Source organism: Pseudoalteromonas sp. S3260, assembly GCF_005886925.1.
GTDB lineage: Bacteria > Pseudomonadota > Gammaproteobacteria > Enterobacterales > Alteromonadaceae > Pseudoalteromonas > Pseudoalteromonas tetraodonis.
Window position 1 is genome coordinate 46,519 of the sequence record NZ_PNCV01000009.1, and the last position, 17,977, is coordinate 64,495.

The 17,977-nt window shown below is 40.1% G+C and carries 16 protein-coding genes; 11 read left to right on the plus strand and 5 right to left on the minus strand.

The annotated features are described in order from the left end of the window. Positions 1–17: 17 nt before the first annotated feature. The 3 genes from CWC14_RS01600 to CWC14_RS01610 all read left to right on the plus strand — a co-directional run bounded on the left by CWC14_RS01600 (position 18) and on the right by CWC14_RS01610 (position 2,194). Positions 18–1,052, plus strand: a complete 1,035-nt coding sequence (locus tag CWC14_RS01600) for an NAD(P)H-dependent flavin oxidoreductase (protein WP_138560885.1) — start codon at positions 18–20, stop codon at positions 1,050–1,052. Between the two features lie 6 nt (positions 1,053–1,058). Beyond that, on the plus strand, positions 1,059–1,625 hold the full coding sequence (locus CWC14_RS01605) for a Crp/Fnr family transcriptional regulator (protein WP_138560887.1): 567 nt from the start codon (positions 1,059–1,061) through the stop codon (positions 1,623–1,625). 62 nt (positions 1,626–1,687) lie between these two features. Continuing rightward, positions 1,688–2,194, plus strand: a complete 507-nt coding sequence (locus CWC14_RS01610; RefSeq protein ID WP_138560889.1) for a YgjV family protein — start codon at positions 1,688–1,690, stop codon at positions 2,192–2,194. Positions 2,195–2,222: 28 nt separating this feature from the next. Here CWC14_RS01610 and CWC14_RS01615 read toward each other — a convergent pair whose 3' ends face one another. Continuing rightward, the gene (locus tag CWC14_RS01615; RefSeq protein WP_138560891.1) at positions 2,223–2,738 is read right to left on the minus strand and encodes an NUDIX hydrolase; all 516 of its coding nucleotides are present in this window, start codon (positions 2,736–2,738) and stop codon (positions 2,223–2,225) included. A 225-nt stretch (positions 2,739–2,963) separates the two neighbouring features. Between CWC14_RS01615 and CWC14_RS01620 the strand changes: the two genes are divergently transcribed. The 5 genes from CWC14_RS01620 to CWC14_RS01640 are packed head-to-tail and all read left to right on the plus strand — an operon-like array spanning position 2,964 to position 8,484. After that, positions 2,964–4,304 (plus strand): sigma-54-dependent transcriptional regulator, encoded by a 1,341-nt coding sequence (locus CWC14_RS01620; RefSeq protein WP_138560893.1) that lies wholly within the window; start codon positions 2,964–2,966, stop codon positions 4,302–4,304. Between the two features lie 17 nt (positions 4,305–4,321). Continuing rightward, positions 4,322–4,531 (plus strand): hypothetical protein, encoded by a 210-nt coding sequence (locus CWC14_RS01625; protein WP_028834349.1) that lies wholly within the window; start codon positions 4,322–4,324, stop codon positions 4,529–4,531. 18 nt (positions 4,532–4,549) lie between these two features. After that, complete coding sequence (locus tag CWC14_RS01630) at positions 4,550–6,034, plus strand: sensor histidine kinase (protein WP_138560895.1); 1,485 nt, start codon at positions 4,550–4,552, stop codon at positions 6,032–6,034. A 1-nt stretch (position 6,035) separates the two neighbouring features. Further along, positions 6,036–6,497 (plus strand): response regulator, encoded by a 462-nt coding sequence (locus tag CWC14_RS01635; protein WP_028834347.1) that lies wholly within the window; start codon positions 6,036–6,038, stop codon positions 6,495–6,497. Positions 6,498–6,522: 25 nt separating this feature from the next. Continuing rightward, complete coding sequence (locus tag CWC14_RS01640; RefSeq protein WP_138560897.1) at positions 6,523–8,484, plus strand: response regulator; 1,962 nt, start codon at positions 6,523–6,525, stop codon at positions 8,482–8,484. A gap of 12 nt (positions 8,485–8,496) precedes the next feature. Here CWC14_RS01640 and CWC14_RS01645 read toward each other — a convergent pair whose 3' ends face one another. The 3 genes from CWC14_RS01645 to CWC14_RS01655 are packed head-to-tail and all read right to left on the minus strand — an operon-like array spanning position 8,497 to position 12,197. Continuing rightward, on the minus strand, positions 8,497–9,507 hold the full coding sequence (locus tag CWC14_RS01645) for a LacI family DNA-binding transcriptional regulator (protein WP_138560899.1): 1,011 nt from the start codon (positions 9,505–9,507) through the stop codon (positions 8,497–8,499). 11 nt (positions 9,508–9,518) lie between these two features. Next, positions 9,519–10,847: a glycoside-pentoside-hexuronide (GPH):cation symporter gene (locus tag CWC14_RS01650; protein WP_138560901.1), complete on the minus strand. Its 1,329-nt coding sequence runs from the start codon at positions 10,845–10,847 to the stop codon at positions 9,519–9,521. 15 nt (positions 10,848–10,862) lie between these two features. Continuing rightward, positions 10,863–12,197: a GH1 family beta-glucosidase gene (locus CWC14_RS01655; protein ID WP_138560903.1), complete on the minus strand. Its 1,335-nt coding sequence runs from the start codon at positions 12,195–12,197 to the stop codon at positions 10,863–10,865. Positions 12,198–12,448: 251 nt separating this feature from the next. Here CWC14_RS01655 and CWC14_RS01660 point away from each other — a divergent pair, with 251 nt between their 5' ends. From CWC14_RS01660 to CWC14_RS01670, 3 genes are all read left to right on the plus strand, one after another. Beyond that, the gene (locus CWC14_RS01660) at positions 12,449–13,714 is read left to right on the plus strand and encodes a sugar MFS transporter (protein WP_138560905.1); all 1,266 of its coding nucleotides are present in this window, start codon (positions 12,449–12,451) and stop codon (positions 13,712–13,714) included. 16 nt (positions 13,715–13,730) lie between these two features. Further along, entirely contained in the window at positions 13,731–16,247 is a 2,517-nt protein-coding gene (locus CWC14_RS01665) for a glycoside hydrolase family 3 protein (RefSeq protein ID WP_138560907.1), read from the plus strand. 242 nt (positions 16,248–16,489) lie between these two features. Then, positions 16,490–17,110 carry a fumarylacetoacetate hydrolase family protein gene (locus tag CWC14_RS01670; protein WP_138560909.1) on the plus strand — a complete coding sequence of 207 codons (621 nt, stop codon included), beginning with the start codon at positions 16,490–16,492 and terminating at the stop codon, positions 17,108–17,110. On the opposite strand, the gene CWC14_RS01675 is transcribed toward CWC14_RS01670, so the two are convergent. Continuing rightward, complete coding sequence (locus CWC14_RS01675) at positions 17,043–17,975, minus strand: ABC transporter substrate-binding protein (RefSeq protein ID WP_138560911.1); 933 nt, start codon at positions 17,973–17,975, stop codon at positions 17,043–17,045. The genes CWC14_RS01670 and CWC14_RS01675 overlap by 68 nt on opposite strands. Positions 17,976–17,977: the final 2 nt, after the last annotated feature.

A 17,977-nucleotide genomic window follows, 5' to 3' on the forward strand; every position in this document is an offset into this window, starting at 1 on the left:
TTACAGGGAGTAGTTAGATGATACAGTCATTGTTTAATATCGATTTACCTCTTATTCAAGCGCCTATGGCGGGCGTACAAAACGTTGAATTGGCTGCAAGCGTTTGTGAAGCTGGCGGGCTAGGGTCGTTGCCTTGCGCTATGTTATCGCCAGCACAGTTGGTTGAACAGCTCGACTTACTTACTCAAAAAACAGATAAACCATTTAATCTAAACTTTTTTTGTCACACGGTTACTGATTACACCAGCCAACAAAAACAGCAATGGCATAATATGCTGACCCCTTATTTTGCAGAGTATGAAATTGACCCGCAAAGTTTAACCGCAGGGGCATCCCGTCAGCCTATAAACCAAGCTGTTGTTGATATTATTGCACCCTATAAACCGGCGGTTGTGAGTTTTCATTTTGGTTTACCTAAGCACGCTATTGTGGCGCAAATAAAAAGCTGGGGCACTAAAGTAATTTCAACGGCGACCACTTTAGATGAAGCTATTTGGCTCAGTGAAAATGGCGCTGATGCTGTTATTGCTCAGGGTTTAGAAGCTGGAGGGCATCGAGGGCATTTTTTATCAATGGATTTAAGCTTGCAACAAACCACTGAGCAGTTAGTTAAGCGTTGTGTTGAGCATTTATCATTACCGATTATTGCTGCAGGAGGTATTGCAACGCCAGATGATGTAAAGCATATGAAAGCGCTGGGAGCCAGTGGAGTTCAAGTTGGTAGCGCTTATTTATTATCTAAAGAGGCAAAAACATCTGCTTTACATCAGCAAGCTATTTTAGAGCAGGCTCAAGATAGCACCGCACTAACTACTTTGTTTTCAGGTCGGGCTGCGCGGGGGATTCAAAACCGCGTCATGCTCGAGTTAGGTACTATGCCTGAGGGCGTGCCTTCGTTTCCTCACGCTAGTAGCGCAATAACAGCATTAAGAACATGCGCTGAAAAAGCAGGCCAAAGTGATTTTTCGCCTTTGTGGTGTGGCCAGAAATATATTCCTAGGGTGGGGGTATCAGCTGCGGATATTACGCATATTTTAATGAAAAAATGGTAGAGTTTAATGTCTGATAACCCACTTTTATCGCTTGGCGATAGTTACGAAGTGCTTATAAATACGCTTAAAACACAATTGGCAGGTATTTACCCTCAACAGCTTGTCGCGCGCAATACCGTGTTATTGCCCCAAGGCGATGTGCAGCGTTATGGCTATTTAATTGTGGAGGGGGTTTTAGGTGCTATTCATGATGATATTGATGGCGGGCAAAAATGCAAAGAGTTTTATTTTAAAAATGAGTTAGCATTGCTGTTTGCCAATTGGATGACCTCAAGCCCCGCTTTTTATCAATTAAAAGTAATTAATGAGGCAAGTGTAATTAAAGTACCGCTAACACTATTTGAGCAAGCACAGTACCAACTCATTAAGCAGCAACTCATTGCGCAGCAACTAATATTTAAAGAAGCCAAAGAAGCATTTTTATTACTCAACAGCCCCGAGCAGCGATACTGTTACTTGCTCAAACATAAACCGCATTGGTTGGCGCAGTTAAGCTTAAGCCAAGTGGCTATGTATATAGGTATTTCGGCCATTTCGTTATCTCGAATTCGTAAGCGACTTAACTTAAGTTAAGTGCTGTTTATATAAAGCACTATACACTCCTCATTTTTATGCCTTTAGTGCCTTGGAGTGTTATGTTTTTAATTGCCCAATCATTGGTTGCCGTCGCGACTTTACTCGACTTAGCTTCATTTCAGTTTAAGTCCCGACGCATTATCTTATGTTGTTTATTTACCTCTGTGTTATTAACCTCAGTCCACTTTTTTATTTTGGGTTATAACAGTGCCGGCTGCTTAATGCTTATTGCCGCGTTACGTTATTTTTACTGCATATACTTTAAGCATACTTGGGCCATGTTTGGATTTATGACAGTGAGTTGTTTAGCCGTTTATTTAACATGGCAAGATTGGTTTAGTGGCTTTGCGCTGGTGGCGACATTAATACAAACCATTGCTTCATTTCAAAATAGAGACTTGCACTTGAGGTTATGTATGGTGGTGGGAACCTCTTTTTGGATAACGCATAATATTTTTGCTGGCTCCCCTGTGGCAATAATTATGGAAAGCCTATTTTTAAGTAGTAACTTATTTGGTTTATATCGATTTTATATTAGTAAAAAAGCCTTGCTGAACCTCAAGTAGGAACGTAAAATGCAGCAATGCAAACTTATTAAAAGAACTGTTTGGCAATTTCTTTTAATAAAAAGGTTTCTCGAATAATCGACAATCCTTGTTTATCGCTATTAGCTAATGTGCGTTCGTTGTGAGCTATCGCCTCAAAAATATTTACCCATTTAGCTTGCATACCATTTTGTTGCTCATAGTGCTCAAGCTGTGCTTGGCCGAGTTGTTCGTTAATTTCGCATACATAACAGTATGACTTTATATGAATAATATCAAAGTCATCTTTGTACCAAGGGCGGTACTCTTCGTAAAGCCCAAACTCGCTACATACTTTTATATTTTGTGCGCCAGTTTCTTCACTTAGTTCTCTGATCAATCCCTGCTTTATGCTTTCATGTGAGTCAATCCCACCGCCAGGTAAGCTAAAGTCGTCATAGCGCTGAGTATACATAAGTAAAATGTGTTGTTGCTTAAATGCAATAGCGCGAGCGGTTGGGCGAGAAAATTGACGACCTTGCTCAATATTGATTGAGGGATGAATGTAGGTTTTTAATAAGCGCATAACAACTCCTGTAATAAAAATAAATTATATCAGTTGGTTATATTAATTGCTTTAATAGAGATTTAATAAGCCGCATAAAATAGCGCTATTTCAGCGCCTATACAGCTACTTATGATTAAACTAGTGGATTAAAAATAAAACAGCTGCATTTTGTACCTTAATTATGTATATCTTTCATTTACATTAAAGGGTAAGTAGAATGGTGAAAAAGCACAGGGATTATTCATGTTAAATATACTTTTAGTCGATGACGACGTCGAATTCAGTGATGTTATTTGCCATATTGTTGAGTTTCTTGGCCACAACATTAATACAGCAACCAGTTTAAAAGAAGCGCATCAATGGTTTGAAAATAACACCTTTGATCATGTGCTGCTCGATTTTATGTTACCTGATGGCAGTGGTTTGCACTTGCTGGATCACTTAAAAATGATTGGTCAATCGCCTAAAGTCACCCTTATTTCAGGTCACCCTTCGGTTAAAGGTATTTTAGCTGAGATGTGTGAGCCTAATGTGTCGCATTTATTAAAGCCGCTGCAACGTGAAGATTTAGAACTGGTTTTAAATGGCCCTAAAAAAACAGTAAAAAAAGAGAAAAGCGCCGCTATTACTCATCATTTTGACACGCTTATTGGCGAGTCTGCGCCCATGCAACAGCTTTATACTATGATTGAGCGTGTAGCTAAAACCAATGCTAATGTTATGCTTATGGGTGAAAGTGGCTCAGGTAAAGAGGTGGTAGCCCAAGCCATTCATAATGCTAGTAAATGCGAAGGTCCACTGGTGGCGAGTAACTGTGGGGCACTCTCTAAAGAGCTTATTGGCAGTGAATTATTTGGCCACGAAAAAGGCGCATTTACCGGTGCCATTGCCCGTAAAGAGGGCGTTTTTGAACAAGCAGATGGCGGAACGTTATTTCTTGATGAAGTCACCGAAATGCCGATTGATATGCAGCCTAATTTACTGCGTGTACTTGAAACTAAAAAAGTAACACGAGTAGGCGGTAATCGTGAGTTACCAGTAAATTGCCGTGTTATTTCAGCGACTAACCGCTCTCTTACCGATTTAGCGCAGAATAATATTTTACGTGAAGATATTTACTTTAGACTGGCTGTTTTTCCAATTGATATACCGCCACTACGAGAGCGAAAAGAAGATATTCCATTACTCGCAAAAGCGTTTTTAGGTCAGTTGAACGATGAAAATGGTACAGCGTTTGCCTGGGCTAACGAACAGCTTAAAGAGCTACAAACATACGACTGGCCAGGTAACGTACGTGAACTTCGCCATGCTATTCATCGCGCTTTTATTATGAGCGACCCGCAAACTAGCACAATTACATTACCTGACAACTTAGAATCGCCTTTTTCAAGGGTTAACACTCAATCTGAAGACAAACAGGTATCAGCAGGGCAAACAATTGAAGAAGTTGAAAAAGAGCTTATTCATGCCACGCTCGATAAGGTACAAGGTAATAAAACATTGGCTGCACAAATGTTAGGTATAAGTACTAAAACGCTTTATAACCGCCTTAACGCATATGGTGGCATTGGCGAATATAAATAAAACAACATGAGGATAGTATGGCATTAACTAAACAAATAAAGCCTTTAAACGAATTAGTACATGATGCGCGGGCACCGTTAAATCGTATTTCAATGAATGCTGAGCTTATCAAGCTAGTACTTGAAAACGATATGCCCGTCGAAAAAGCACTCGAGGCGCTCGATAAAATAATTGTTAATTGCCAAGCATGTAGTGACAGTTTACAGCTTATTTCAGACTCAAAATAATAAAAACCAGGACGATGAATGATTAAACGCAAACAGCAAGGCAAAGCAAATGTTATATGGGCGTTATTTATCTCCATAATACTATGCATTATTGTAGGTAATGCATTTTTAGCGGTTAATACCATACAAGGCTTAACGCGTACTCAGCAAAGTTTAGATAACACTAATATGCTAAGTACAGCCATTGAGCAAATGCATCTCTCTGTAGTGCAGGCTGAATCAGGGCAGCGCGGGTATTTATTAACGCAGGACGATGATTACTTAGCTCCATATTACGATGCGGTTGCACAAATTGAATCGCAAACCGATTATGTTCGCTCTTTAAACTCTGAAATTGAGGGGCAAGCTGAGCGTATTGCAACGTTAATTTTATTAGTTGAAAGTAAAATTGCTGAGCTTAAAAGCACAGTTCAATTAGCATTAAATGACAAAGAAGAACGTGCAATGCTCATACTCAACTCTCATAAAGGGCGTGACCTATACCGAGAGATTCGTGTACTTGTTAATGATATTCAAGATCGTGAGCTGTTATTTAAAGTCAGTCACTTTTCTAAATTAGCGCAAATAAAAAACGAGGCAAAAATCACTTTTGCAATTACAGCCATCACGAGTGCTTTACTTATTGGTGGTATGTTTTTACTTGCGCGGCTTAACTTAAAAAATGCAGCGGTATATCGAGCTGAGCTCGAAATGCAAAACGAAACCTTAGCCAGTAAAGTGACCGAACGTACCCAAGAACTTACGTTATATTCTGATGAGTTAAGTCGCAGTAACCGTGAGTTAGAAGAGTTTGCTTTTGTTGCCAGTCATGACTTGCAAGAGCCGCTGAGAAAAATTCAAGCATTTAGCGATCGTCTTGAAAGCATGTTTAAAGACGAGTTAGGTGAAAAGGGAACTGACTACATTGCTCGAATGAAAAATGCTGCGCAGCGCATGTCTAATTTAATTAATGATTTATTAGAGTTCTCTCGAGTAACAACTCGAGGTATAGATTTTACCGACACCAATCTAAATAGCATACTTAATGATATTTTAAGCGATTTAGAAATAGCCATTAACGAGTCTAATGCGCAAGTGATAACGGTTGATATGCCAATCATTCAGGCTGATCCGAGTCAAATGCATCAGCTGTTTTTAAACTTAATTTCAAATGCTGTGAAGTTTAGAGCGCCTAACGTAAATCCTGTTATTGATATTAGCTTTGAACGAATTAGCGAGTTTAGTGAAGACCATAATAGTAAAGTAAGTTGGCATGTTATTACTGTAAAAGATAATGGTATCGGCTTTTCAGCTGAGTATGCAGATAAAATATTTGTGCCATTTCAGCGTTTACATGGGCGTTCTCAATATAAAGGAACCGGCATTGGATTATCTGTGTGTCGCAGAATTGTAGAGCGACATGGCGGAACTATTACAGCAATAAGCACCCCTAATGAAGGCGCAACCTTCATTATTAAACTACCTGTGGATGCAGAGTTATTCACATTACAAGGAGAGGCATAATATGCCATTAACAAACGTAAAACCCATTACCATTTTAATGGCAGACGATGATGAAGATGATCGTTTATTAACCCAAGATGCCCTCGCTGAAAGTCGCGTTTTAAATGAATTACACTTTGTTGAAGACGGTGTAGAGCTTTTAGAGTATTTAGAGCGTAAAGGCAAGTTTGAAGATAAAACCCTGTCACCAAGACCTGGCTTGATTTTACTCGACTTAAACATGCCGAGAATGGATGGACGTGAAGCACTTCAAGCGATTAAAGCCAACCCTAATTTAAAAGGTATTCCCGTTGTTATTTTAACTACTTCAAAGCAAGAAGAGGATATGGTTAAAGGTTACGATTTAGGTGCGGCGTCATATATTACCAAGCCAGTAACTTTTGATGGTTTAGTTGAGTTGATGAAAACGTTAGGTAAATACTGGGTTGAATTTGTAGAGCTACCAAGCACGTTTAACGATTAAGCATATAATTAAAATAGGAGACGCTATGTTAGCAAAGGCAACGAAGCTGCTATTGGTTGAAGATGATGAAGATGATTACATTCTTACTCGTGACTATTTAGAGCAGCTCAGTTCCCATGTGTTTGACATAGACTGGACAAGCTCTCCTGAGCAGGCAATACATGTACTAAGTAAAAATGAGCATGATATTTGCTTGCTTGACTATCGCTTAGGTGCCTCAGATGGCTTAAGTGTTTTAAAGCAAGCGATTAAGAATGGCTTTTGTGGGCCTATTATCATGTTAACGGGGCAATCTAACGATGCGCTAGATTCGGCTGCGCTTGATGCTGGTGCGGTTGATTACTTAGTTAAAAGTGAAATGAGTGGTAGCCGGTTTGCCCGTTCTATTCGTTATGCATTAGCGCGCCGCGATGTAGAAGATGAGCGAGTTGAGCGCTTAAAAGCAGAGGCCGAAAACCGTTCAAAAGACCGCTTTTTAGCGCATTTAAGCCACGAACTGCGAACTCCCTTGTCGTCTATTTTAGGCTATACCGAACTACTTATGCTCAGTGATTTTAGCAAGCAAGCTGAAAATGAGTTGGGTGTTATTTATCGTAATGGCAAACACTTATTGAGCTTACTGAATGATGTTTTAGATTTATCTAAAATTGCAGTCGATAAGCTTGAGCTAAGCTTGGGGGATGTTAATCTTGATAGCCTAATGGCCGACGTGTTTACGCTAATGCGTGTATCAGCCCTTGATAAAGGTTTATCATTAAAATTTGAATCACTGGAGCCTTTGCCATTAGTTATTCGTGTAGATGCTACTCGGGTTCGACAAATTCTCATTAACCTGATCAATAATGCGATAAAATTTACCGAGCAAGGCGAAATTATCGTTAACGCATGGACAGAGACGGTGGCTGATCGTGAAATGCTCTTTTTTAGCATTAAAGATTCAGGCTTGGGTATTGCTCCAGAAAAACAAGCACTCATCTTTAAGCCTTTTGAGCAAATTGCCGATGTCGAGTCGCGCTCAGTAGGTGGTGCAGGCTTGGGATTAGCTATTTGTTCTGAGCTACTTAGTCGTATGCAGGGCACCATTTCATTAGATTCTTATGTAGGTGAGGGCTCAACGTTTACCATTTCCTTATACCCTGGTGATATCAGACAGGTAGAGCGCAATTTATTAAAACTTGATTTAACCCCCAACATGCAGCAAAAAGTAGCGCCATGCGAAGTAAGTGGCAAAGTGTTGGTGGTGGATGACTTACGCGATTTACGCGTGTTAGTTGGCCATTTAATTGGCTCAGCGGGTGCAGATGTAGATTATGCTGATAATGGCAAACAAGCGCTTGATAAGGTTAAAAAGCAACTTGCAGAGGGCCGCGCCGCTTACGATATTATATTTTTAGATATTCATATGCCGGTGATGGGCGGAAAAGAAGCAGCCATTGAACTTAGAAAGTTAGGGTTTAAAGGGGCGATTATTGCTTTAACCGCGGCCACCATGAAAGGTATTCATAACGAACTAACCGCGTTAGGGTTTGACGATATGATTGCCAAACCTGTGGATTCAAACTTACTATACCAATGCTTAGAATCAGCGCTGGGGAAAAAAACACAACGTGTTTCATCGATACAGCCAACGCCAAAACATAATACTAATATAAAGCGTTTTTTATTAGTGGAAGACGATGCTGATGCCGGACAAATTACTCAGTTATTATTAGAAAGTTTGGATGTAGACACGGATATAGCAACAAGTGTCAAAGACTGTAAGGCGACGCTTGAGCATAACAGTAATTACGACAAAGTATTACTCGATATGCATTTACCTGATGGTTCAGGTTTAGAGCTTGCTGGGTTTATTAAAGAACACTATCCTGATATTCAACGAGTTATTATTAGTGGAATGGAGCCTGATGCCGTACACATTAGACAGCTAGAAATAGAGCAGGTATTGTTAAAACCAATAAATTTAGCATTACTCAATCAGCTTGTTTAACACCCTATTAGCTTACCTAGATGTTAAAGGTTTAACCACAGATTGGCGTATAACTAACTCGGGCTCAAATAACGTTTGAATAGGGTGTACGCTTTTTTGATAAACATGGCTCAGTACCCACTGTGCAGCTACTTTACCCATTTCATCTATTGGGTAATTAATAGTGCTTAAAGGGGGGTACACATGGCGGGTAAAGAACACGTTATCGTAGCCTATTATTGAAAGTTGTGCGGGTAGTTCAATGTCATGCTCTCTGGCACTGACCATTGCACCCGTTGCCATTTCGTCATTGGCGCACACTAAGGCGGTAATGGCGGGATTTTTTTTATAAAGAGCAGTAAATCCTTCGTAGCCGCTATCTTCTATAAAGTCACCTTCATACAAACTGTTTTCATCAAACTCAATGGTATGTTCAGCAAGTGCTTGTTTATGTCCGTTTAAACGCTCTTGAGCGTCTTTTTTCCATAAAGGGCCGCTAATGTAAGCAATGTTTTTGTGACCAGACTCAAGAATGTATTTAGTCGCTAAATAGCCCCCTTTAACATTATCAAGAATAATACAGCGATCGGCGAGCTCAGGAATATGGCGATTAAGTAAAACAAACGGCGTTTTACCTTTGCTCAGCTTTATTAAATATTCATCGCTAACCGCTTCAACATGCAAAATAAGTGCATCACAATTACGGCTAATTAAAAACTCTATGCCTTGTTGTTCTCGCTCTGCGTCACTGTGCCCTGCGGTAATAATAACGTGTTTACCTTGTTTTCTGAGGGTGTTTTCTATGCCGCTCATCATAGGGCCATAAAAAGGACCTTTTAACTCAGAAACCAATAAGCCAGCACTATTAGAGCAATTAGAGGCCAGTGATTGGGCAATAGAATTTGGGCGGTAGCCTAATTCTTCCATCGCTAAAGTCACTTTTTTTCTGGTTGCATCACTTACGTTTGCATTGTTGTTCATTACTCTTGAAACAGTGGCAAGTGATACCCCTGCAAGCTTTGACACCTCATAAATGGTGGCCATACTATTCCTTGTTACAAATTACTTTTTTGTGTTAAATCGGCGGTGATTTTTTTTATGGTTTTGTTATCTAAGTTGTATTTAGTCATTATTAAAGCCACAAGTATACTGCCAATCGCAGGGTAGAGTGTAAATGAGGTTAAAATACCGCTTTTAGTTGCTTCGCTTAATTCTACATTGGCTTGATACTGATAATACGCAAGTAACCAACCCGCTATAGCGCCGCCTAATGCGAGCCCCAATTTGATAAAAAATACCACACTTGCATAAACCAAACCTGTGAGTCGTTGACCATTTTGCCAAATTCCGTAGTCAATAGCATCTGCCATTTTTGCCCACAATAAAGGTGTCGCCATTTGAGTGAAAAAGCACCATAAAAAATACATTAAAAAGGCGAGTAAAACTTGCTCATTAGGGACAAAAAAAGCAAAACAGCTCAATATGGCAGAAATATATTGCAGATAAATATAAGCCGTTTTTTTATCTAAGCGTTTACTTAAAGGTTGCGCACACGCACAGCCTATAATATTACCGACCATACCTAAAGTCACAAATTCGGTGATTAAATCTTCTTTTCCAAGAACATACTTTACATAGTAAATAGCTAAGGTAGTGCGCAGCACCATACTGGTCAATAATATCAGTGCTGCCATACACAATATTTTAAACGGCTGATTTTGCCATAAAACGTGAAGTTGTGTTTTTAAAGATAATTTATGTGGTGGATTGATCACCCGCTCTTTGGTGTAACGAAAACAAATTAGAAATAACACTACACCAAGGCAACTCATAACCAGCATGGTGAGTTGATAGCCCAACTCGTTATTACCCTCGCCAAACCACTTTACTAAAGGTAAAGTGCAGCTGGTAACCAATACCCCCCCCAGCATGCCAAACACAAATCGATATGATTGAATAGAAACCCGTTCGTTAGGATTGCTACTGAGTACGCCGCCAAGTGCCGAATAAGGAATGTTAATTGCGGTATAAACCAACATTAGCAAGGTGTAGGTAACGAACGCGTAAATAATTTTGTTGCCGTCATCCATCGCGGGGGTAGTAAAGGTAATCACGCTTATAACAGCGAAGGGGATGGCAAGCCAAAGTAGATAAGGTCGGTAGCTACCGTATTTTGTATGAGTGGCATCGGTCAGGGCGCCCATTATTGGGTCTGTAACTGCATCAATGACTCTGACGACTAAAAAAAGGGTACCAACAACAGCAGGCGAAATACCAAAAATGTCGGTGTAGAAAAAAGTTAAAAATAGCATTACGGTTTGAAAAATAATATTACTGGCCGTATCACCTAGGCCATAAGCTATTTTTTCTTTTTTACTCAGCATAAAAGCCACTCATTATTATTTTTGGCGCTGTTTAAGAAAATCACGATACGCAATTGCACTTTGTTTTAAGGTGCGTTGTTGAGTTTGGTAATCAACATAGACTAGCCCAAAGCGTTTTTCATAGCCATAGGCCCATTCAAAATTATCCATTAAACTCCATGCAAAGTAGCCTTGCACATTAACGCCTTGCTCAACGGCATTATGAACGGCATTAAGGTGTGTATGGTAGTAATTGATACGATGTATGTCATCTACGTTTCCATCTATTAATACATCGGCCATCGCTGCACCGTTCTCAGTTATATATACTTTAGGTAGCGTGTAACGATCATTTAATGAAAGTAGGAGTTCACACAATCCCTGTGGGTATATTTCCCAGCCCATATCAGTAGTGGCAATATTCTCTAAAGGAGCTTCGCTAAACCAATGATCTGGCGTATTTTTGTAATGGATACGAGTATAGTAATTAACCCCTAAAAAATCGATTTTTTGGCTAATAATTGCCATGTCGCCATTTGCAACATCAGGTTTTGCATCATTTGCAAGCTCCTTAATCACTTCAGGGTAGCGGCCTTCCAGCACTGCCTGAATATACCATTGGTTATGATAGTCATCAGCTAATTTAGCAGCGCGTTCATCGTCAGGAGTAAATGGATAGGCAGGGCTAAAATTAAGCACAATACCGGCCTCTATCTTAGGGCAGTTTTTGCGTATCACTTGCATCGCAAGTCCATGGGCTAATAGTAAATGGTGCGCCGCTTGGCGTCCTGCTTTTTGACTTTTTATGCCTGGTGCATGTACCCCTATTTCATAGCCTAGGTAGGCACTACAAAACGGTTCGTTTAAGGTCGCATAAGAATCCACTAAGCCCTCTAGTTGCTGAGTTACTATATGAGCGTAATGAGCAAATTGATACGCGGTATCGCGATTTAGCCAACCACCGTTGTCTTCTAAATGTTGTGGCAAATCCCAGTGATATAAAGTGACATAAGTTTTAATATTGCGTGCTTTAAGGGCCTGTAGTAATGACTTATAGAACGCCATGCCCTGAATGTTTAAACTTCCGTCTTGGTGTAAAACGCGGGGCCAAGAAATAGAAAGTCGATAGGCATCAACGGCTAAATCGGCAATCATTTGAACGTCTTTTTGCCAATATTTTACATGCTCACAGGCGTGATTGCCGTTACTGTTATCTGCAATGGTGTTTGGTTTGCTACAAAAAGTATCCCAAATACATGGCAATCGCGTGTTGTGGCTTCCCTCTATTTGAAAAGAGGCCGTGGCAACACCAAAAATAAACGGCGATTTTAAAAGGGCTGACGTGCCTGGCAACGAAATTGTTTTAAACACAATGAGATACGTCCTTAAGCTTGCAATAATAATGCGCTTTACCGTAATTAGCTAAGCAATAGAAATTGTATAATACAGCAATGTAAGCGCTTACAATGTTATTTGTAAATAAATTGATAAATTTTCTCTGTATGCTATAAATGTAAGCGCTTACATTTGGTGTTGCAACTATTATCTGCATTTTAAGTTTTACTAAACGCAATTAAATAGAGGTAACAATCTGATAATTATAAATAATTAGAGATTATATTATGGCACATATCACACAGCCACTACCGGCAGCAGAAAACAGCCAAAAACCAGGGTCTACACACACCTTTGCGTTAACATCGCTTACGACCTTGTTTTTTATGTGGGGTTTTCTTACTTGCCTGAACGATATTTTAATTCCGTATTTAAAGGGAATGTTCTCCCTTAATTACACCCAAGCAATGTTGGTACAATTTTGTTTTTTTGGTGCCTACTTTGTTATGTCAATTCCTGCAGGAAAACTCGTTAGTAAAATAGGTTACCAATTTGGTATTGTTGTTGGTTTGGTTGTTGCTTCGATAGGGTGTGCATTATTCTACCCCGCTGCAGAGGCACATGTTTACGAACTATTTTTACTTGCTTTATTTGTGCTTGCTTCAGGGATCACTATTTTACAAGTCTCTGCTAACCCTTATGTAAGCGTATTAGGGCCTGCAAAAACAGCGTCTTCGCGTTTAACCATGACCCAAGCTTTTAACTCTTTAGGAACAACGGTTGCGCCATTATTTGGTAGTTGGTTGATTTTGTCTGAAATTAGTCAAGCTACAGCCGAACAAGTTAAATTCCCTTACTTAATGCTCAGTGCAAGTTTACTGACACTGGCTGTTATTTTTGCTTTTTTGAAGTTACCTAAACTCGGTAAAGCGATTGATAGTGAAGCTGAAAATCAAGGTGACACAGAGTTTGTTGACTTAGGCAGTGTTTGGAAATATCGCCATCTTATTTTGGGCGCTATTGGTATTTTTGTTTATGTAGGTGCTGAAGTTGCGATTGGTAGCTTTTTAGTCGGCTTTTTAACCCTTGACCATATTGCGGGTTTACCAGAGCAACAAGCTGCACATTATATTAGCTATTATTTTGCAGGTGCAATGATAGGGCGATTTGCTGGCGCTGCGATTATGCAAAAATTAAATGCAGCCAAGGTGTTAGCTTGTCATGGTATTTTGGCCGGTGTGTTAGTATTAATTGCAATGACAGGTCAAGGGTCACTCGCTATGTGGGCTATTTTATTGGTTGGTCTGTGTAACTCTATTATGTTCCCTACTATTTTTAGTTTAGCGCTTCAAGGCTTGGGTAAATACACCTCACAGGGGTCGGGTATTTTATGCTTAGCGATTGTAGGTGGAGCTATTATTCCATTACTACAAGGTATGCTGGCTGACAATATCGGTGTGCAGTTAGCGCTTATACTGCCTATTGGCTGCTATTTATATATTACTTACTTCGCGCTGTTTGGTGCAAAAAAAACAACGTCAACTCGTCTTTAAGTTTTAGGTGAATGCTATGATTATTAAACGAACTTTTTCAGTCACTGCACTGATGCTAGCAGCAATAACCAGCAGCGGTTGTTCGCAACCCTCTAACAGTGCTAGCGATGCGACAAATCAAAAAGAAATTTGGCCAACAATAGAAACCGGTATTAAAAGCGATGCTCAAATGGAGCAAAAAATCGCAGATATGTTAAAGAGCATGACGCTAGAGCAAAAAATAGCGCAAATGATCCAACCTGAAATTCGTCACATTACGGTTGAAGATATGCGTAAATATGGCTTTGGCTCCTATTTAAACGGCGGTGGCTCGTTTCCAAATAACAATAAACATGCAACCCCCGAAGACTGGGTTGATTTAGCTGAAAAGATGTATCAAGCGTCTATTGATGATTCCCTCGATGGGAGCACGATCCCTACAATGTGGGGCACTGATGCGGTACATGGACACAACAATGTGATTGGTGCGACTTTATTTCCGCATAATATTGGTTTAGGGGCGGCGAACAATCCTGAACTTATTGAAAAAATTGCCGCAGCAACGGCGCGTGAAGTTATGGTTACCGGTATTGACTGGGTATTTGCACCTACGGTTGCCGTAGTGCGAGATGATCGTTGGGGTCGTACTTACGAGGGGTATTCTGAAGACCCTGAAATAGTAAAAGCATATTCAGCCTCAATTGTTAAAGGCTTACAAGGCGCTGTTGATGAAGACTTTTTATCAGATACGCGAGTAGTTAGCACCGTTAAGCATTTTTTAGGTGATGGCGGTACTGTGAATGGCGATGATCAAGGTAATAATATCGCCTCTGAAGAAGAATTATTTGCGCTTCATGCTCAAGGTTATGTTGGTGGTTTGGGTGCAGGTGCACAAACGGTAATGGCCTCGTTTAATAGCTGGCATGGTGAAAAAATTCACGGCAGTAAATATTTACTGACCGATGTGCTTAAAGATAAAATGGGTTTTGATGGCTTTGTTGTCGGTGACTGGAATGGCCACGGGCAGGTTAAAGGTTGTTCTAATAGTAACTGTGCTCAAGCGGCTAATGCGGGCTTAGACGTATACATGGCACCGGATGAGTGGAAACCATTATTTAGCAACTTGGTTAACCAAGCTAATAGCGGTGAAATCCCACTCAGTAGAATTAATGATGCAGTAACGCGTATTTTACGCGTTAAAATGCGTGCAGGGTTATTTGATAAACCAAGCCCTGCGAAGCGTCCCCTGTCTGGAAAAACTGAAATTATTGGTAGTAGCGATCACCGTGCAGTGGCTAAACAGGCTGTACGCGAGTCTTTAGTATTACTTAAAAATAAGCAGCAGTTACTGCCATTATCACCTAAAACCAACATATTAGTCGCAGGCATAGGGGCTGATAATATAGGTATGCAGTCGGGTGGTTGGAGTGTTACGTGGCAAGGTACAGGTAATAAAAACAGTGATTTTCCTGGTGGCAGCTCTATTTATGCAGGTATTAAAGATACTGTAGAGCAAGCTGGTGGCAGTGCAGCGCTGAGCGTTGAAGGGGAATATACTGCACGCCCTGATGTTGCCATTGTGGTGTTTGGTGAGCAGCCATATGCAGAGGGTAATGGTGATGTTGATAACCTTGAATACCAGCGCGGTAATAAAAGCGACTTAGCGCTACTGCGTAAGTTTAAAGATGCGGGAATCCCTGTTGTTTCATTATTTATAAGCGGTCGCCCTATGTGGGTTAATGCTGAGCTTAACGCCAGTGATGCGTTCGTTGCTATTTGGCTTCCAGGTAGTGAAGGCGATGCTATTAGCGATGTCTTGTTTAAAAATGCAGACGGCTCTATTAATCATGACTTTAAAGGCAAGCTATCTTTTTCATGGCCTAATAATCCAATCGATAATGAAAACCGTAACGACGAAGCTTACAGCCCATTACTTCCTTATGGTTTTGGTTTAACTTACAACGATAGTAATGTCTTAAAAGATGACTTGGTGGAGCAAACTCAACAGACTGAAAAACTGGATGATTTAGTATTGTTTGAGCGTGCAATTAAAGCACCGTGGTCACTGGTTTTAAAAAGTGGTGAGCAACAAAAAACGGTGGCGAGCAGTCGCGAGTCATTAGGTGCGGTGAGCATCCAAACATTTGATAAAGAGGTGCAAGAAGATGCGCGCGCTATTCGTTTTAATGGCCAAGCAATGGCTGGGGTTAATTTAGCCGCTGCGTTTCCATCTGACTTACGTTCATACGTTGAAAACAATGGTCAGCTGCAAATACAAATTAAAGTAGATAAAGCCGCGGCTAGTCCGTTATGGGTTGGTATGGGGTGTGGTGAGAGTTGTCAGTTTAAGTTTGATATTACTGATAACCTTGAGCAATCAGGTCAATGGCAAACATTAAACATCAACTTAAGTTGTTTTGCAGAGCAAGGTGTTGACTTAGCGCAAGTGTTCACCCCTTGGCAGTTAAGCACGCAAGGTGATTGGCATGTATCTATTGCTAAGCTGGCTATTACAGCAAATGCTGTCGAGCAAAGTAGTGTTACTTGTAAGTAGTCAATAACCTATTAACAAACATCAATAAGCAGGTACTAAATGTACCTGCTTATTGCTTTAAAACCGCGTATACAAAAACCTACCAAATTAGTCCCTTCTTACTTTCATTCCATTCTATGTGATTGATTATATTCAGCTCAGTAGTAGTCACAAAAACATGATAAAACTGCATTCGCTTTTGCATTAATAATTTGAGAGTATGCCAAAATATTAAACGCGTTGTGTAATTAACAGGTGATAGAATGAATCAAATAAAGCTAGCTTCGCAGAGCATACAACCTTCAAAAATAGTCTGTGTGGGGCGCAATTACAGTGCGCATATTGCTGAATTAAACAACGAACACCCTGAGCAAATGGTAATTTTTAATAAGCCTAATAGCGCGATCACTAATACCTTACTCTCTTCCCATAACGGTGATACGTTACATTATGAAACTGAATTATGCTTTGTGATAAAAAATAAGCAGCTTGCAGGCGTAGGGATTGGACTCGATTTGACTAAGCGAGCTTTGCAAAGCAGTTTAAAAGAAAAGGGCTTGCCGTGGGAGCGTGCTAAAGCATTCGATGGGTCAGTATTATTTAGTGATTTTATTGAGTTAACGCCAGAAATGACATCGTTTATGTTTGAATTACATATTGATGGTAAAGTAATTCAGCACGGGGAAACCCAGCTAATGTTGCACCAACCTGCGCAAATTCTGGCAGAGGTAAATGAGTTTATGGGTTTGGAAGAGGGCGATATTATTATGACCGGCACGCCTGCTGGCGTAGGGATGGTAAGCGCCGGGCGAGAGTTTAAAGTTGCTCTTTATTCTGGTCAGCAGTGTTTATTGGAGCATCATTGGTCTGTGAGTCAAAGTTAATTATGTGTTGATAATATTGTTTATCAAAATTATCGATATGTTCACTTAGCCAGTGTCGCTGGCTTAGTTGATGAGCCGCTGATTCTAGTATGGCACTTTCTAATGCCGCATTAATTTTCTTAATTGCCTGATTAGCAAAATCATTAGGCGCATTAGTCGCACAGCCTACAGCTCCTTTGATTAATGAGCGCGTATTTTGAGCTATGGGTATACTAACGATTTTTATAGGGTGTTGTTGCTGGTTAAAGTAACTGGCCATAAAAGGGTAATCGAGCGAGTAGTCTAAAAAGCCATGCCTCAACCTATCGATCACAACGCCACTCTCATTATCACTACTTAAGCTCAAGGACACGTTATGATGGCTCAAAGAGTTTTCAATAATCATATTTATGTGTGGTGAAAAACGTCGTGCTGCGGCTTGTCCATAGGTAAAGCGTTCATCGCTAAGTAAACTAATTAAATTTATAGGATTACCATGTGCTTTAGTAAGTGTTTCTGCTTTTTGGTTAGTTGTAATAATACTAAACTCAGGGTAGATAGAGGTAGGGCGTGAGTATGTATAGACTTCGTTGGTGCTCTTTTTATGGATTACGCATGGAAAGCAGACATTTTTGCCTTCTTTGATATATTTATTAATTCGTTTTTGTGGAACAAATAATCGAGTATGTTTTACATCCTTTATACTACTGATAAGTTGCTTAGTTAAATTGTCACACAAGCCCATTTGAGTATTCTCTGAGTCTAAGTGAAAAGGTGGTGTATTGCTTTGTAGCCATAAAATTTCAGTGAGCTGATTTTTAGATTGGCTAATACTGTTACTCGAGAATATTAAAAATAGCAGGCAGAAATAACGAGCTGTATCCATAA

Coding starts and splice junctions, on each gene's coding strand:
- CWC14_RS01605 (WP_138560887.1), top strand. CDS start 1,059: ATGTCTGATAACCCACTTTTATCGCTTGGCGATAGTTACGAAGTGCTT.
- CWC14_RS01660 (WP_138560905.1), top strand. CDS start 12,449: ATGGCACATATCACACAGCCACTACCGGCAGCAGAAAACAGCCAAAAA.
- CWC14_RS01625 (WP_028834349.1), top strand. CDS start 4,322: ATGGCATTAACTAAACAAATAAAGCCTTTAAACGAATTAGTACATGAT.
- CWC14_RS01630 (WP_138560895.1), top strand. CDS start 4,550: ATGATTAAACGCAAACAGCAAGGCAAAGCAAATGTTATATGGGCGTTA.
- CWC14_RS01615 (WP_138560891.1), bottom strand. CDS start 2,738: ATGCGCTTATTAAAAACCTACATTCATCCCTCAATCAATATTGAGCAA.
- CWC14_RS01670 (WP_138560909.1), top strand. CDS start 16,490: ATGAATCAAATAAAGCTAGCTTCGCAGAGCATACAACCTTCAAAAATA.
- CWC14_RS01610 (WP_138560889.1), top strand. CDS start 1,688: ATGTTTTTAATTGCCCAATCATTGGTTGCCGTCGCGACTTTACTCGAC.
- CWC14_RS01600 (WP_138560885.1), top strand. CDS start 18: ATGATACAGTCATTGTTTAATATCGATTTACCTCTTATTCAAGCGCCT.
- CWC14_RS01640 (WP_138560897.1), top strand. CDS start 6,523: ATGTTAGCAAAGGCAACGAAGCTGCTATTGGTTGAAGATGATGAAGAT.
- CWC14_RS01635 (WP_028834347.1), top strand. CDS start 6,036: ATGCCATTAACAAACGTAAAACCCATTACCATTTTAATGGCAGACGAT.
- CWC14_RS01620 (WP_138560893.1), top strand. CDS start 2,964: ATGTTAAATATACTTTTAGTCGATGACGACGTCGAATTCAGTGATGTT.
- CWC14_RS01675 (WP_138560911.1), bottom strand. CDS start 17,975: ATGGATACAGCTCGTTATTTCTGCCTGCTATTTTTAATATTCTCGAGT.
- CWC14_RS01650 (WP_138560901.1), bottom strand. CDS start 10,847: ATGCTGAGTAAAAAAGAAAAAATAGCTTATGGCCTAGGTGATACGGCC.
- CWC14_RS01665 (WP_138560907.1), top strand. CDS start 13,731: ATGATTATTAAACGAACTTTTTCAGTCACTGCACTGATGCTAGCAGCA.
- CWC14_RS01645 (WP_138560899.1), bottom strand. CDS start 9,507: ATGGCCACCATTTATGAGGTGTCAAAGCTTGCAGGGGTATCACTTGCC.